This window comes from Domibacillus tundrae, from assembly GCF_000970675.1.
GTDB classification, from domain to species: Bacteria; Bacillota; Bacilli; order Bacillales; family Domibacillaceae; genus Domibacillus; species Domibacillus tundrae.
Genome location: NZ_LAJA01000007.1, coordinates 182,648 through 196,574, shown reverse-complemented (window position 1 = coordinate 196,574; position 13,927 = coordinate 182,648). Strand labels below are relative to the sequence as shown.

General features: G+C 43.2%; 16 protein-coding genes. 15 read left to right on the top strand and 1 reads right to left on the bottom strand.

Annotated elements, in window-relative coordinates:
- Positions 1–53: 53 nt before the first annotated feature.
- The gene (locus VQ00_RS18560; RefSeq protein ID WP_156154023.1) at positions 54–320 is read right to left on the bottom strand and encodes a hypothetical protein; all 267 of its coding nucleotides are present in this window, start codon (positions 318–320) and stop codon (positions 54–56) included.
- A 229-nt stretch (positions 321–549) separates the two neighbouring features.
- On the opposite strand from VQ00_RS18560, the gene VQ00_RS08955 reads away from it, so the two are divergent.
- The 15 genes from VQ00_RS08955 (at position 550) to asnB (ending at position 13,915) form a co-directional block, all read left to right on the top strand.
- Positions 550–3,030, top strand: a complete 2,481-nt coding sequence (locus VQ00_RS08955; protein WP_046179802.1) for a bifunctional 2',3'-cyclic-nucleotide 2'-phosphodiesterase/3'-nucleotidase — start codon at positions 550–552, stop codon at positions 3,028–3,030.
- 99 nt (positions 3,031–3,129) lie between these two features.
- A complete protein-coding gene (gene desA, locus VQ00_RS08950; RefSeq protein ID WP_046179801.1) occupies positions 3,130–4,155 on the top strand; it encodes a Delta(5) desaturase DesA in 1,026 nt (341 codons plus the stop codon).
- 68 nt (positions 4,156–4,223) lie between these two features.
- Positions 4,224–5,357: a sensor histidine kinase gene (locus VQ00_RS08945; RefSeq protein ID WP_046179800.1), complete on the top strand. Its 1,134-nt coding sequence runs from the start codon at positions 4,224–4,226 to the stop codon at positions 5,355–5,357.
- Positions 5,354–5,953: a response regulator transcription factor gene (locus VQ00_RS08940; RefSeq protein WP_046179799.1), complete on the top strand. Its 600-nt coding sequence runs from the start codon at positions 5,354–5,356 to the stop codon at positions 5,951–5,953. Before VQ00_RS08945 ends, VQ00_RS08940 begins: the two co-directional genes overlap by 4 nt.
- A gap of 141 nt (positions 5,954–6,094) precedes the next feature.
- Positions 6,095–6,391 (top strand): MerR family transcriptional regulator, encoded by a 297-nt coding sequence (locus VQ00_RS08935; protein WP_046179798.1) that lies wholly within the window; start codon positions 6,095–6,097, stop codon positions 6,389–6,391.
- A gap of 97 nt (positions 6,392–6,488) precedes the next feature.
- The gene (locus VQ00_RS08930; protein WP_046179797.1) at positions 6,489–6,884 is read left to right on the top strand and encodes a hypothetical protein; all 396 of its coding nucleotides are present in this window, start codon (positions 6,489–6,491) and stop codon (positions 6,882–6,884) included.
- Positions 6,885–7,123: 239 nt separating this feature from the next.
- Positions 7,124–7,753 (top strand): GTP pyrophosphokinase, encoded by a 630-nt coding sequence (locus VQ00_RS08925; RefSeq protein WP_046179796.1) that lies wholly within the window; start codon positions 7,124–7,126, stop codon positions 7,751–7,753.
- A gap of 66 nt (positions 7,754–7,819) precedes the next feature.
- Entirely contained in the window at positions 7,820–8,704 is an 885-nt protein-coding gene (locus VQ00_RS08920) for a peptidylprolyl isomerase (protein WP_156154022.1), read from the top strand.
- A 154-nt stretch (positions 8,705–8,858) separates the two neighbouring features.
- On the top strand, positions 8,859–8,993 hold the full coding sequence (locus tag VQ00_RS19365; protein ID WP_281175918.1) for a hypothetical protein: 135 nt from the start codon (positions 8,859–8,861) through the stop codon (positions 8,991–8,993).
- A gap of 116 nt (positions 8,994–9,109) precedes the next feature.
- Positions 9,110–9,913 carry a GDSL-type esterase/lipase family protein gene (locus VQ00_RS08915; protein ID WP_046179795.1) on the top strand — a complete coding sequence of 268 codons (804 nt, stop codon included), beginning with the start codon at positions 9,110–9,112 and terminating at the stop codon, positions 9,911–9,913.
- A 69-nt stretch (positions 9,914–9,982) separates the two neighbouring features.
- A complete protein-coding gene (locus VQ00_RS08910) occupies positions 9,983–10,579 on the top strand; it encodes a TerD family protein (RefSeq protein ID WP_172645558.1) in 597 nt (198 codons plus the stop codon).
- Between the two features lie 88 nt (positions 10,580–10,667).
- Positions 10,668–11,087 (top strand): organic hydroperoxide resistance protein, encoded by a 420-nt coding sequence (locus VQ00_RS08905; RefSeq protein WP_046179794.1) that lies wholly within the window; start codon positions 10,668–10,670, stop codon positions 11,085–11,087.
- 12 nt (positions 11,088–11,099) lie between these two features.
- Entirely contained in the window at positions 11,100–11,579 is a 480-nt protein-coding gene (locus VQ00_RS08900; protein ID WP_046179793.1) for a glutathione peroxidase, read from the top strand.
- A complete protein-coding gene (locus VQ00_RS08895; protein WP_046179792.1) occupies positions 11,576–12,025 on the top strand; it encodes a MarR family winged helix-turn-helix transcriptional regulator in 450 nt (149 codons plus the stop codon). Before VQ00_RS08900 ends, VQ00_RS08895 begins: the two co-directional genes overlap by 4 nt.
- A gap of 72 nt (positions 12,026–12,097) precedes the next feature.
- Entirely contained in the window at positions 12,098–13,915 is a 1,818-nt protein-coding gene (gene asnB, locus VQ00_RS08890) for an asparagine synthase (glutamine-hydrolyzing) (protein WP_046179791.1), read from the top strand.
- The last annotated feature ends 12 nt before the right edge of the window (positions 13,916–13,927 follow it).

Here is a 13,927-nt window from a genome sequence, read left to right as displayed (position 1 = left end):
CGCAGGCAGTGCGTGAGCCTCCTCGTCGCTCCCGCTCCTGCGGGGTCTCACGTTCACCGCTGTTCCCGCAGGAGTCTGCGTTCTTTTTGCTTCACCCCGTTTTTTGGAAGAGCAGCGAATGTTCGTGCCGTTTTTTGCCGGGCTTTTATTCGCGAAAAACGAGTGGGCACCGTAACGGTCCCGTTTCGGCGCCGCCAGCGGAGCATGTCCATGTGAACCGGCACTTTCATGCGATGCTCGTATCGAAACAGCGGCGGCGGGCTTGCGACAAAGACTCCCGCGGAACGCGAAGTCGCGACCCTGCCGCATTTCGGCTCCAATCAGAAAGCCCTAAACCGCCATCACCCAAGAACAATGATGAATAAGAAAACAAATGTGCTGACAAAGGATTTTATTTGTCTACACTCTGAAGACATTTTGCAAAAAAGTGTCTTTTTTTGCATGCGAATATAGTGTAAACTTTTGTCGATAGAATTGTAAATTTTCAGATTTTATTAAAGCAGCCGTGCTATACTTTTTATATTAAAAACAATTTAGGGGGGCAGTTGTATGAAAAAAGCATGGACAGTAAGTGCTGCGATCGCAGCGGGTTTAATTGTACCGCATATGGCGGAGGCAGCGGATGATACTGTCAATTTACGTATCGTCGAGACATCAGACATTCATTCCAACGTGATGAATTACGATTATTACAAAGGAGCGTCCACAAATGCGTATGGACTGTCCAAAGCAGCTACACTGATTAAACAAACGCGCGACGAAGCAGACAATAGTCTTTTATTCGATAACGGCGATTTAATTCAAGGAAGTCCGCTTGGTGATTACGCGTACAATAACGGGGTGATGAAAGAAGGCTACATTCATCCAGTCTATAAAGCAATGAATCAGCTTGGTTATGACGGGGCGACAGTTGGAAACCACGAGTTCAACTATGGACTTGACTTTATGGATACGGCTCTTGAAGGAGCGAATTTTCCATATGTGAACGCCAATGTTTACGATACGAATGGAAATCCCTATTTTACGCCTTTTGAAATTTTAGAAAGAGACGTAACGGATACAGATGGCGATATACATAAAATAAAAGTCGGCGTAACAGGGTTTGTGCCGCAGGGCGTCATGAATTGGGATGCCAAGCACTTAACAGGAAAACTGGTTGTAGAAGATATCGTGAAATCGGCGGAAAAAGTTGTACCCGAAATGAAAGCAGCCGGGGCAGATGTCATCGTGGTTTTGTCACATTCCGGCATTGCGGAATATGACCAGAATGGCAATATGAAAGCTTATACAGAAGGCATTGAAAACGCCTCTTATTATTTGAGCAAAATTTCGGATGTAGATGCGATTTTAACAGGTCACCAGCATTTAAGCTTCCCAAATGCGGCTAAGCCGTCGTTCCCAGATGGAAATGGTATTGACAATACGAATGGAACGATTAACGGTGTAGCCACAGTGATGCCGGGCTCATGGGGAAATAACATTGGCTTAATTGACCTCCAAGTAGAAAAAGTAGACGGCAAATGGAGTGTTACAAATGGGACATCTGCACTGAAGCCGATCACGGCAGGAGAGGTGACGGCAGACGCAGATCCCGCCATCACAGATTCGGTAAAAGAAGAGCATGAAGCGACCATTACGTATATGGATACGCCTGTTGGTGAGCTTAAAGGAGACTTAAATACGTATTTCGGCCTCGTTCAAGACAACGCTGCGATGGAAATTTTAAACCGCGCGCAAACATGGTATGTGGAAAACGCGTTGAAAGGCACTCAATATGAAGAACTGCCTATTCTTTCTGCAGCAGCGCCGTTTAAAGCGGGGCGCGGCGGTGTGGAAGATTATACGGATGTAAAGTCAGGCACGATTGTGCTGAAAAATATTGCGGATTTATATTTGTATGATAATAACGTTGTGAACGCCGTAAAAGTAAACGGCGCAACGCTAAAAGAATGGCTGGAGTGGTCAGCAGGACAATTTAATACGATTGATCCAGCAAAAGGAGAACCCCAATCGTTAATCAATTCGGACTTTCCAACATACAATTTCGACGTGATCGACGGTGTTACATATGAAATCGATGTAACATCACTGCCAAAATACGATAAAGGCCAAAATGTGATTAACGCAAATGCGAATCGGATTAAAAATGTAAAATACAATGGTAAAGCTGTCACAGACGATATGGAATTTATCGTTGCAACAAATGATTATCGGGCAGCCGGCAGCAAGCTGATGAACCCAGGAGGCGTGAATACAGTACTAAAAGCTCCGGATTCCAACCGCCAGGCGATGATGAACTATGTTATGGAATTTAAAGAAATTGATGCAGCAGTTAACAACAATTGGACGTTTGCTAAAACAAATGCGACCGTTACTTTTATATCGAATCCGAAAGCGGAGGCGCTCGCGAAAGAAACAAATAATATCACCTATACAGGTGAAACGGATGAAAAAGGTTTTGGCCTTTTTGAGCTTGATTTAAGAAAAGGATTATCAAGCGGCAATCCATTTGCAGACGTGCCTGCAGATCATTGGTCGTCCCAATATATTACATCCTTAGCGAAATATGGTATCATTAAAGGCAAAACCGATACTACATTTGATCCGGAAGGCAGCGTAACACGCGGTCAATTCGCCAGCTTGCTCGTTCGTTCAATGAAGTGGACAGCTGAAAAAGAATCTCCTTTTGTTGACGTGAAAGGGCGTCTGAAACAAGACGTCGCTGCTGCTTATGAAGCAGGCATCACGGCTGGAACAACAGCAAAAACATTTGAACCGGCAAAGTCAATCACCCGTGCAGAAATGGCTGCAATGCTTGTTCGTGCGTATGAAAAAGAACATGGCCGTGTAACCGTAAGCGGGTCAATGCCGTTTACAGATGTGGCACAATACCGTGGATCTATTCAAGAATCCATTCACAAAGCGTATCAACTTGGATTGATGGAAGGAACAGGCAAGATTTTTAAACCAGGTGACACAGCAACACGCGCTCAAGCAGCAAAAGTCCTTTATTTGCTTAATGAGAAATAAATATGACACTTGTCATATAATATGCATGACGGGTGCTACTGCACAAGATACTTTCCCTCCGCTATACTAGGTCTATAACTGAGCGGAGGAAACGTAAACATGAGCAAAGAAAACACAAAAATTTTACGAAAACAAGTAGCTCCCTATGAAAAATCCAATACACAAAAAAGCATTTTTCAATTAATCAACACGGTTGGACCGTTTTTATTGGTCTGGTATCTGGCTTATGAAAGCTTATCTATTTCTTATTTCTTAACACTTGGACTTGCGGTCGTCGGTGCTGGATTTATTACGCGCATCTTCATTATTTTTCATGACTGCTGCCACCATTCGTTTTTCAAAAACCGGAAATTAAATCGCATTGTCGGTACATTGACAGGTGTTTTGACGCTTTTCCCGTATGACCAATGGCAGCATAGCCATAATGTCCATCATGCGACGAGTTCAAACTTAGATAAGCGCGGTACAGGTGACATGTGGATGATGACTGTGAATGAGTATTACGAAGCATCGTTGAAAACGCGTATTGCGTACCGTTTGTACCGCAACCCGTTTGTCATGTTTGTGATTGGCCCGATTTGGGTGTTTTTAATTAAAAATCGATTTAATATAAAAGGTGCCCGCAAAAAAGAGCGCATGAATACGTATTTAACGAACGCGATTATTCTCGGCACCGCACTTCTCATGAGCTGGCTTGTCGGCTGGCAGGCATTTTTGCTTGTACATGGTCCAATGTTCTGGATCGCCGGCGCAATGGGGATTTGGTTGTTTTATGTACAGCATACATTCGAAGATTCGTACTTTGAAGAAGATGAAAACTGGAGTTACGTGAAAGCGGCCGTTGAAGGAAGTTCGTTCTATAAGCTGCCAAAACCGCTCCAATGGATTACCGGCAACATCGGTTTCCACCATGTGCATCATTTAAGCCCGCGCGTACCGAACTACCAGCTTGAAGAAGCGCATTCCAATTCAGAGCCGCTTCAAAATGTCCCGACGATTACACTCTGGACGAGTATCCAGTCCGTGAAATTCCGTTTGTGGGATGAAGCACAGAATAAATTTATTACGTTTAAAGACGCAAAGAAAACGTACGGTGCGCTTAACAAACGAAGTGCAGTCAATTAACTGAAAAGCTGTCCTCACTCGATGAGGACAGCTTTTTTATGTTAAAATAAGGTCAAAAAAGGTGTTATATGAAAAAACGACTCGCATCGCTTCAAAGAAGCTCTGGACTGTCTCCATACATATGGAGTATTTTAAGTTTTTTACCATTTTATTTTATTTTCCAATCCTCCTCGACCATTGAAATTGTGCTCGGCATCACATTAACTATTTTATTTTTTATTAGTTTTCGGTTTGCTTTTTTATCATCCAAGTGGCCGGTTTATTTATGGATTTGCATTCTTGTTGCTATTTCTGTAACAATGACGATTTTGTTTCAATTTATTTATTTTTCGTTTTATATAGCGTATTACAATGGCAATATCCGCAACCGTGCGGCGTTTGTCACTGCTTATGTGATTCATTTAGTCAGCACAATCGCATCCATCAACTACAATCTTGTCGTCCAGGACCCGCTGTTCATTCGGCAGCTGCCCATTATTATTGTTGTTTTTATTAGCGTTATTTTATTGCCGTTTACATTGTACAACCGAAAAAATCAGGACAAGCTCGAAGCAGAGCTGCAAATGGCTAATAACCGGATTTCGGATTTGGTTAAGCAGGAGGAACGGCAGCGGATTGCCCGCGACTTGCATGATACGCTTGGCCAGAAGCTGTCATTAATTGGGCTGAAAAGTGATTTGGCACGCAAGCTGATTGAAAAAGATCCGAAAAAAGCAAAAAGTGAACTGTTAGACATACAGCAGACAGCACGGACAGCGCTGAACGAAGTGAGAAATCTTGTTTCCTCAATGCGTGGTATCCGGGTGAATGATGAAATTATCCTTGTTCAGCAAATGTTAAAAGCGGCGCAAATTGAATACACAGGCACTTCGTCATTTCAGCTCGAAAATGGGTCGCTGTTCGTAGAAAACGTGTTAAGCATGTGTATGAAAGAAGCTGTCACGAATATTGTAAAACACAGCCAGGCGTTTTCGTGCCATATTCAAATTGAACAGCTTGAAGACGCGGTTCGGATGACGATAAAAGATGACGGGGTTGGTCTCGGCCGGCATGACATTGGGAAAGGAAGCGGGCTGCCTGGCATGCGTGAACGGCTTGAATTTGTCAACGGCAGTTTGGACGTCCGATGTGAAAATGGCACGATACTTGTGATGACGGTGCCGAATAACGTAACACAACATGATGAGGAGGCAAGAACATGATTCGAATTGTTATTGCGGAAGATCAGCGTATGCTGCTTGGTGCACTTGGATCGCTGCTCAGCTTAGAAGACGATATGGAGGTCATCGGCCAGGCGGCAAACGGAGAAGAAGCCGTAGCGCTTGTTCGTGAATTACAGCCGGACATTTGCATTATGGACATTGAAATGCCGCTCAAGACCGGGCTTGAAGCCGCTGAAGAGTTGAAAGGCGACCCGTGCAAAGTGATTATTTTAACGACATTTGCCCGAACCGGCTATTTTCAACGCGCATTAAAAGCGAAAGTGAGCGGCTATTTATTAAAAGACAGCCCGAGCGAAGAACTCGCAAGCTCGATCCGCAGCATTATGAACGGGCGTAAAGTATATGCACCGGAGCTGATGGACGACTTTTACAGCGAAGAGAATCCACTCACTGAACGGGAAAAAGATGTACTCTCACTTGTAGCAGAAGGGAAAAATACGGGCGAGATTGCGAAAAAGCTTAATTTAAAAAACGGTACAGTCCGCAACTACATCTCCACCATCTTTGATAAATTAGAAGTGAAAAATCGAATCGAAGCGATTTCCCAGTCGAAAGAAAAGGGCTGGTTTAAATAATCAGCTGATTAAAAGCTTTACTAATTTTTGAAATGACCAAACGTGCTTAGGCACGTTTTTTTATTTTAAAAGAGGAAATGATTTTTGGCGTTTGTTCATAGGATAGGAAAGTGGATAAAGAATGAGAAGGAGGGACAAGCCATGAGTTTGTTTTTAGGAGTGGGAATTGCCATAGCGGGCTATTTTATTGGGGATGGGCTGAAAAACTGGAAAAATCCGTCCGAAAAAAATTTTATCGATCATTTTAAAAAAAATGATCGGCCTGAATTAATTGAAGCAGGCGAGGTGCACCGTTTTATCGGTACCCCAAAAGGAGATACAAAAGCACTGCTTGAGGAAAACCGGGATATCCCTTCTATAAAGATAAACGGAAAAATGTATTTTTCCCGAACCAGTTTACGTGCATGGCTGGAGGCACACAAACTTCATTCAAATTGAGCGCCGCTTAAAGTCAAACAGAGCGGGGAAATTTGAAAAAAGCAAGCTGTATAAATTGGGTTTATCTGCTTAAGATAAAGAAAAAGGAGGGAATAAGGTGGATAAAGACTTGACATTGACCTTAGGGAAAGTACTGGGTGAATTATATGAAATTCAAAAACAACAAGGAATCAGCAAGGTAGATAACGGTCATATCTACGGCTTGTTAAACGGGTTTGAAGAAGCTTTAATGAAAGAATTTGGAAACTTGAATTTTATAAACAAAGAAGAAGTGGACGTGGTTTTTCGATATTTTTCTCCTTATATAGAGGCGGGAACGGAAACAGACGAACTCCCTCCGTTCGATAATATGCGCGCGCAGATGGAAAAGCACGGCATGGATCAAGACCAGTTTATTACAATATTACGCTATTTAAATGCGTCCGACAGGCTGAATGTAGATGTAAATCAACTCGGAAACTTTGAATTAACAAGCGGCAATGGAAACGGCTGAGCATCTTAAAAGGGTGCTTTTTTTTTAAGATGAAAATTAAATAACCGATTTCTTTTTGCGGCAGCGGGCAGCTGAAGTAGGCGGGATGACAAAAGAAGACATGAAAAAAGACATTAATTGCTCCGTCAAAGGAAAAAGGCTGGATCGCGGTCCTGTGTAAACGGGACTGCTTTTTTCACTTAATTTTCACTATTACCGTTACGCTCAATAGGTAACGAACGATAAAAGACGTGTAAATAATGAATCAAGAGATGGAAAAGTGGAAAAAGCTCATGCTCATTCATAAGTTTGCGATGGATGAAGTGAACACAAAGCTGCAAATTTTAAATGAAGAATTTCAGCATATTCATCAATACAATCCAATTGAACATATTAAATCCCGCCTGAAACACCAGCAGGGCATTATTCAAAAGCTTGAGCGGAAAGGATACGCGCTCACACCGGAAAATGCGCGCCGTTATGTTCACGACATGGCAGGCATCCGCATTACGTGTTCCTTTACATCGGATATCTATCACGTACTGCGTATGATTAAGCATCAGCGGGATATTACCGTCGTTAATTTAAAAGACTACATACAAAAACCGAAGCCAAACGGTTATCAAAGCCTGCACCTTATCGTGAAAATCCCGGTGTTTCTTGCCGCTTCGACGGAAAAAACATTAGTGGAAATCCAAATGCGCACCGTTGCGATGGACTTTTGGGCAAGTCTTGAACACAAGCTGTTTTACAAATTCGACCAGGAAATCCCCCATGCGCTCCGCAAAGAACTTAAAAGCGCAGCGGATACGATGAAAGTACTTGATGAAAAAATGGAATCAATCAAGTGCGAAATAGATTTTGTGAAGAGTGGACACACTTTTATGTAGTTTTCACCGTTCTTTCACTTTTCTTTTTTATACTAACCATAGATCATAAATGTTGGGAGCGAGAAGATGAAGTTTTTGAAAAGTGGTAGGACGTATTTATGGACAAGTGTGATTGCCGTGATTGCGGCAGCTGGTTTCTTTTTTGCGACGGCGGACAGCAGCGCGGAAACGATAGCTGAAGTAGGCGGCACGAAAATTACAAAAGATGAATTGTACGATTCGCTCGTTGAGACGTACGGGGCTGATACGGCGGCATCCCTCATTGCAGATAAAATTGTCGAAAAAGAAGCAGCAAAGGAAAAGGTTAAAGTCACAGACGAAGAAATTCAGGAAGAACTCGATGCAACGATTGAATCATATGGCGGTGAAGAAGCGTATACGGCAGCGCTGGAATCTGGCGGTATGACAGAAGAAGACATGAAAAAAGACATTAAAATTTATTTGCAGACGGTAAAACTGCTCGAGCCGCGCATCGAAATTACAGATGAAGAAATCAGCACATATTTTGATGAAAATAAAGAGACGTTTGCGACATCTGAGCAAGTGGAAGCGAGTCATATTTTGGTGGGTGATGAAGAAAAAGTAAATGAAGTAGCGGCGAAACTAGCGGCCGGCGGCGACTTTGCCGAGCTGGCGAAAGAATATTCTACTGACACAACGAGTGGGAAAAACGGAGGGGAGCTTGGCTTTTTTGGCACTGGGGAAATGGCAGCGGAATTTGAAACCGCCGCATTTGCGATGGAAGTCGGAGAAACAAGTGATCCGGTAAAAACCGATTATGGCTATCATATTATTAAAGTAACTGATAAGCAGGAAGCGAAAGAAGCGAATTTAAAAGACAGTACAGCAGAAATAAAAGAAGCACTGATGCAGGAAAAGCTGTCAACTGAATACACAACTTGGCTTGAAGAAAAACAGGAGGAATATGATATCTACAATTCGTTTGAATGAGCATGAACCCTGTCGAAATAGACAGGGGTTTTTTCATAAATACAACTAAATTTAAGAGGAAGAAAGGAACAGCGTAAACTAAAGAAAAATAAAAGAAAAGGATGTGTAAGATTTTCTGTTTTTTTCGACGGCACTCCGGGCTTCTTTTCCGGAAATGCGGGTATGGATAAAAGAAAGTCATATTTGGATCGGTTTTCTTTATTGCCTGCCGGTGCTCCGTATTGAGCTGATTGACGAAGAGCATATTGGCTATTGGGAACAGTGTGGCTATGAAAAAGATGCCTGGTGAAATCGATATAAGAAACAGATCAGTTGAGGAAACAATGCGCCCACACGTATAATGAACAATTAATACGGTCATACTGAAAGGTATTTCGATATAAAAGGAGGAACAATGGGCAGAACATGAAAGTGATCGCTACCATTTTTAGTCTTTTAGCAGCTTGTGTGGCAGGGTTTGCGATTTGGATGTATTATCCGCAATATCAAATAGAACAGTTAAAAGAAGGACCTCATACACTTGCGAGCGAGCGGAAAGACACGTATGTTGAGTATTTTCGTAAAAGCGACAAGCAAGTGCTTCGTCATATTGCCATTGGGGATTCAGTTATTACCGGATTTGGTGCGAATCCAAAAGAAAATCTGGTCAAAACATTTTCAGAAAACCTCGAATCATCCATTCAAAAAGAGGTTCAATTTCAAAATGAGGGAATTAATGAAATAACGAGCAGTGAATTGAATGAGCTTGTGCAAAACGGACAGTTTGATGAACAAATTAAGCAGGCAGATATTGTCACCATTAATATTGGCGGAAATGATATTTTGAAGCTTGGATTTGAAGAAGGGTTTTACGAGGCAGTTCAATCAATAGATTCGCTTCAGACAGAATTTAATACTAATTTGACCGATATTATGAACCGGGTACACACATTAAATCCAGACGCAACGGTTTTATTGCTTGAATTGTATAATCCGCTGGAAAAAGAATTTGAATTGTATACACTTGCGGACCGGTTTTTGCCACGATGGAACGTTCAGTTTTATGAGCTGGCGGCGGAACATGATTATGCGGTTGTTGTTGACACAGCAGAGGTCATTAATAGCGAGATGCCGCAAAATTTGTCGGATGATGGTATTCATCCAAGTGAGCTGGGCTACCACGCGATTGCGGATCAAATGTTAAACCAGCTTCAACGGGAAACAAGGTGATTAATGGCGGGCTTTTGCTTTGAAAGAAAGCCCGCAGCTGTTATGATCAAAGAGAAGGGAGGAATTTTTTTGAGACCGAATCGGCTGAAGCAATCGATTAAAATTGCGCTAGGATGGGATGGCAGCGCTTCACTATTTGATCTTGATATGATGGCAATTTTAGTTGATGAAACCGATACAGTCCGTTCATATGAACACATCGTCTTTTATAACCAATTGACGGCTCTTGACGGTGTGCTGCTTTTATCAAATGATAATCAAACAGGTGCGGGCACTGGTGATAATGAAGAATTATACGTTCAGTTGTCCATGCTGCCTGCGTCTGTTAATAAAATTGTCATCGCTGTAGCACTTCATCAATCGGACGATCGCACATTTCGTGATGTCAACGAAGCATTTGTCCGCATGATCAATGGTGAAACAAAAGAAGAATTGGTCCGTTATGAGCTTGGGGAGGACTTTTCTGATGCAGCAGGTCTCGTCATTGGAGATGTGCGCCGGGCAGATAATGGCTGGCGGATTGTCTTGACTGGAAGCGGCGCGACAGGTGACTTTCAGGCTATTTGCAATACATACGGGCTTATAGACTTTCCGGACGGTTTTTTTGATAAGAAAAAATCAATGAATAAATTGTCGCCATTACATATGAAGAAGCCGTTTTTTTAAAGATGGCTTCTTTTTGTTTGCATTATTTATTTGAAACGTGTACGATTTAATCGTAGAAGATTTAATTAACAGAAAAGGAGCTTATTAAATGAAACCACTTTATGAAACAACGATCATTAACACAGGCGGACGTGAGGGAGAAGTGCATTCACCGGATAATATTTTCAATATTGATGTCGCCAAACCGGCGGCACTCGGCGGCAGCGCTACAACGGCTACAAATCCCGAACAACTTTTTGCGGCCGGCTACAGTGCATGCTTTAATAGTGCACTTGAATTATTATTAGAAAAAGGCAATGTGAAGTTTGACAGCAGTGAGGTAACAGCGACTGTGTCACTTTTCCCGGATAAGGCAGATAATGGATTTCAACTTGGGGTGAAGCTTGAAGTGGCAATTGAAGGGGTTGACCGTGAAACTGCGGAAGAATACGTGCATAAAGCGCATGATTTCTGCCCATATTCAAAAGCCATAAAAGGCAATGTCGATGTTGAATTATCCGTTAAGTAAAGGGGAATGGTCATGACCACTGTTTATGATTTTACTGTAAAAAAACCAAATGGCGAAATGCTTTCGCTGAAACAGTATGAAGGAAAGCCCCTCGTTATTGTGAACACGGCGAGCAAATGTGGATTTACGCCACAGTTTGGTGGTCTTCAGTCTCTGTATGAAAAATATAAGGATGATGGATTAATGGTTCTTGGGTTTCCATGCGATCAGTTCAATAACCAGGAATTCGATGATATCGACAAAACGACAGAATTTTGCCAAGTGAATTATGGTGTCACGTTTCCCATATTTGCGAAAATTGATGTAAATGGAGATCATGCGGACCCGCTTTTTAAACATTTAACGACAGAGAAAAAAGGGCTGCTGTCAAAAAAAATCAAGTGGAATTTCACGAAGTTTTTAATTGATAAAAATGGTCAGGTTGTAGAACGGTATGCACCCCAGACAGATCCTGAAAAAATAGAAGAGGACTTGAAAAACGTATTGTCATGAATGATTTTTTATCGCTGAATAAACAGCTTTGCTTTGCCGTGTACGAAACGGCTGGTGAATTTAATAAGCTGTATACAAGTGTGCTTCAGCCTTTTGGATTGACATACCCGCAGTATTTGGTGCTGTTGTCGTTGTGGGAAAAAGATGAAGTAACGATGAAAGAACTTGGTGCGAGGCTTCATCTTGGCACGGGAACACTGACGCCAATGATTTCGCGTATGCAGGAAAATGGCTGGGTGCGAAAAGAGCGCTCGAAAGACGATGAGCGGAAAGTGTTTATTTATCTCCAAGAAAAAGCACGCAGAGAACAGTCTGCCATCACGAAGTGTGTCGCCGAAGAAATACAGCTTTGCAACATTAGCGTAACCGAATATGAGCAGATGATGGGAACTTTAAATGAGCTGCACCGAAAACTGAAGAACCGAACAAAAAACGCCGGTGAGTAACTGCCCGGCGTTTTTTTTGTGGAATGTTTTGTCCAAGCGGTGAATAAAGTAATACAGGAAAGGGTGATGAACATGTGCGGCATAACGGGCCTGGTTCATTTTCAGCGGGAGCTGGTGAATGAAAAAGAAACGGTCAGCAAAATGGCGGCGACGCTGAAAAAGCGGGGTCCGGACGACTTCAATGTGTGGACGTCACGTCATGCGGCATTCGGTCATACCCGGCTTGTCGTTGTCGATCCGGCGGGCGGTATTCAGCCAATGATACGCGGCTCATTTACGATGGTGTACAACGGCGAGCTTTATAATACAGAAGAGGTACGGAAAGAACTGATAAAACGTGGCCATGCATTTCAAGGGCACTCCGATACTGAAGTGCTGTTAACCGCGTTTATCGAATGGCGTGAAAACTGTTTGGAGCAGCTGAACGGGATTTTCGCATTTGGCGTGTGGGATGAGCAGCGCCAGGAATTGTTTATGGCACGTGACAGGCTTGGTGTGAAACCTCTTTTTTATACGGAAAAAAACGGTGCTTTTTTATTTGGTTCAGAATTAAAAGCTCTTCTTGCACATCCGGATGTTGAGGCGGAAATCGAACGATCGGGACTAATGGAATTGTTTGCACTTGGACCGGGGCGCACGCCGGGAAACGGTGTATTCAAGGATATATTCGAATTACGACCGGCGCATGCACTAACAGTAAAGCGGAGCGGGCTGAACGTGTGGCGTTATTGGAATGTGAAAAGTGAGCCGCACCGCCACTCATTGAATGAAACAGCGGAGCACGTGCGTTATTTACTTCGGGATGCAGTTGAGCGGCAGCTGACGGCGGATGTGCCGGTTTGCACTTTTTTGTCGGGCGGTGTTGACTCAAGCGCGATCAGTGCATTTGCGGCGAACTTCTTTGACAAACCGCTTCATACGTATTCCATTGAATACGAAGATAACAGCCGTTTTTTTAAGAAAAATCTGTTTCAGCCTGGAGAAGACAGGCCGTGGATTGAAAAAATGCAGCATCATATCGGATCGGTTCATCATACAAAAGTGATCGATCACGATACGCTCGCGGCGAAATTAAAAGAAGCGATGATCGCGCGGGACTTGCCGGGAATGGCGGATATAGATTCATCATTGCTATGGTTTTGTGATGAAATTAAACAGGATTTCACCGTGGGCTTATCGGGAGAATGTGCGGATGAAGTGTTTGGCGGCTATCCGTGGTTTCACCGGGAACTAAAAGAAAATGGTTTTCCATGGCTAACATCGATCGAGGAAAAGACATTACTGCTGAACGATAAATGGCGAAAAGAACTTTCTTTAGAGGAATATGTCCGGGAAAAAAGCGGCTGGCTCCGAAGCGAAACACCGCAGCTGGACGGAGAAACGGCACTGGAACAAAAGCGCAGAGAGCTGTTTTATATAAACATGGTGTCATTTATGGCGGTGCTGCTTGAGCGCAAGGACCGGATGAGTATGGGAGCCGGGCTTGAAGTGCGTGTGCCGTTTGCGGATCACCGGCTCGTGGAATATGCATGGAATATTCCATGGGAAATGAAGATGGCGGATGGCCGGGAAAAAGGGATTTTGCGAAAGGCGCTTGACGGCGTACTGCCGGCGGATGTGCTGTACCGGAAAAAAAGTCCCTATCCGAAGACACATCATCCCGATTATACAGCGGCTGTATCGGGCATGTTGCGGGAGATTCTATCCGGTGATTCACTGCTGCTTGAATTTTTCTCCCGGGAAAAGCTCGAGGAAATGGCGAATACGGGCGGAGCGTCGTTTCGTGTTCCCTGGTTTGGCCAGCTGATGACGGGTCCGCAGCTTGTCGCCTACTTTATACAATTGCACCTCTGGTTTGATGAATATGGTGTGAGATTTTATAACAAATAAGAGGTTTTTTTA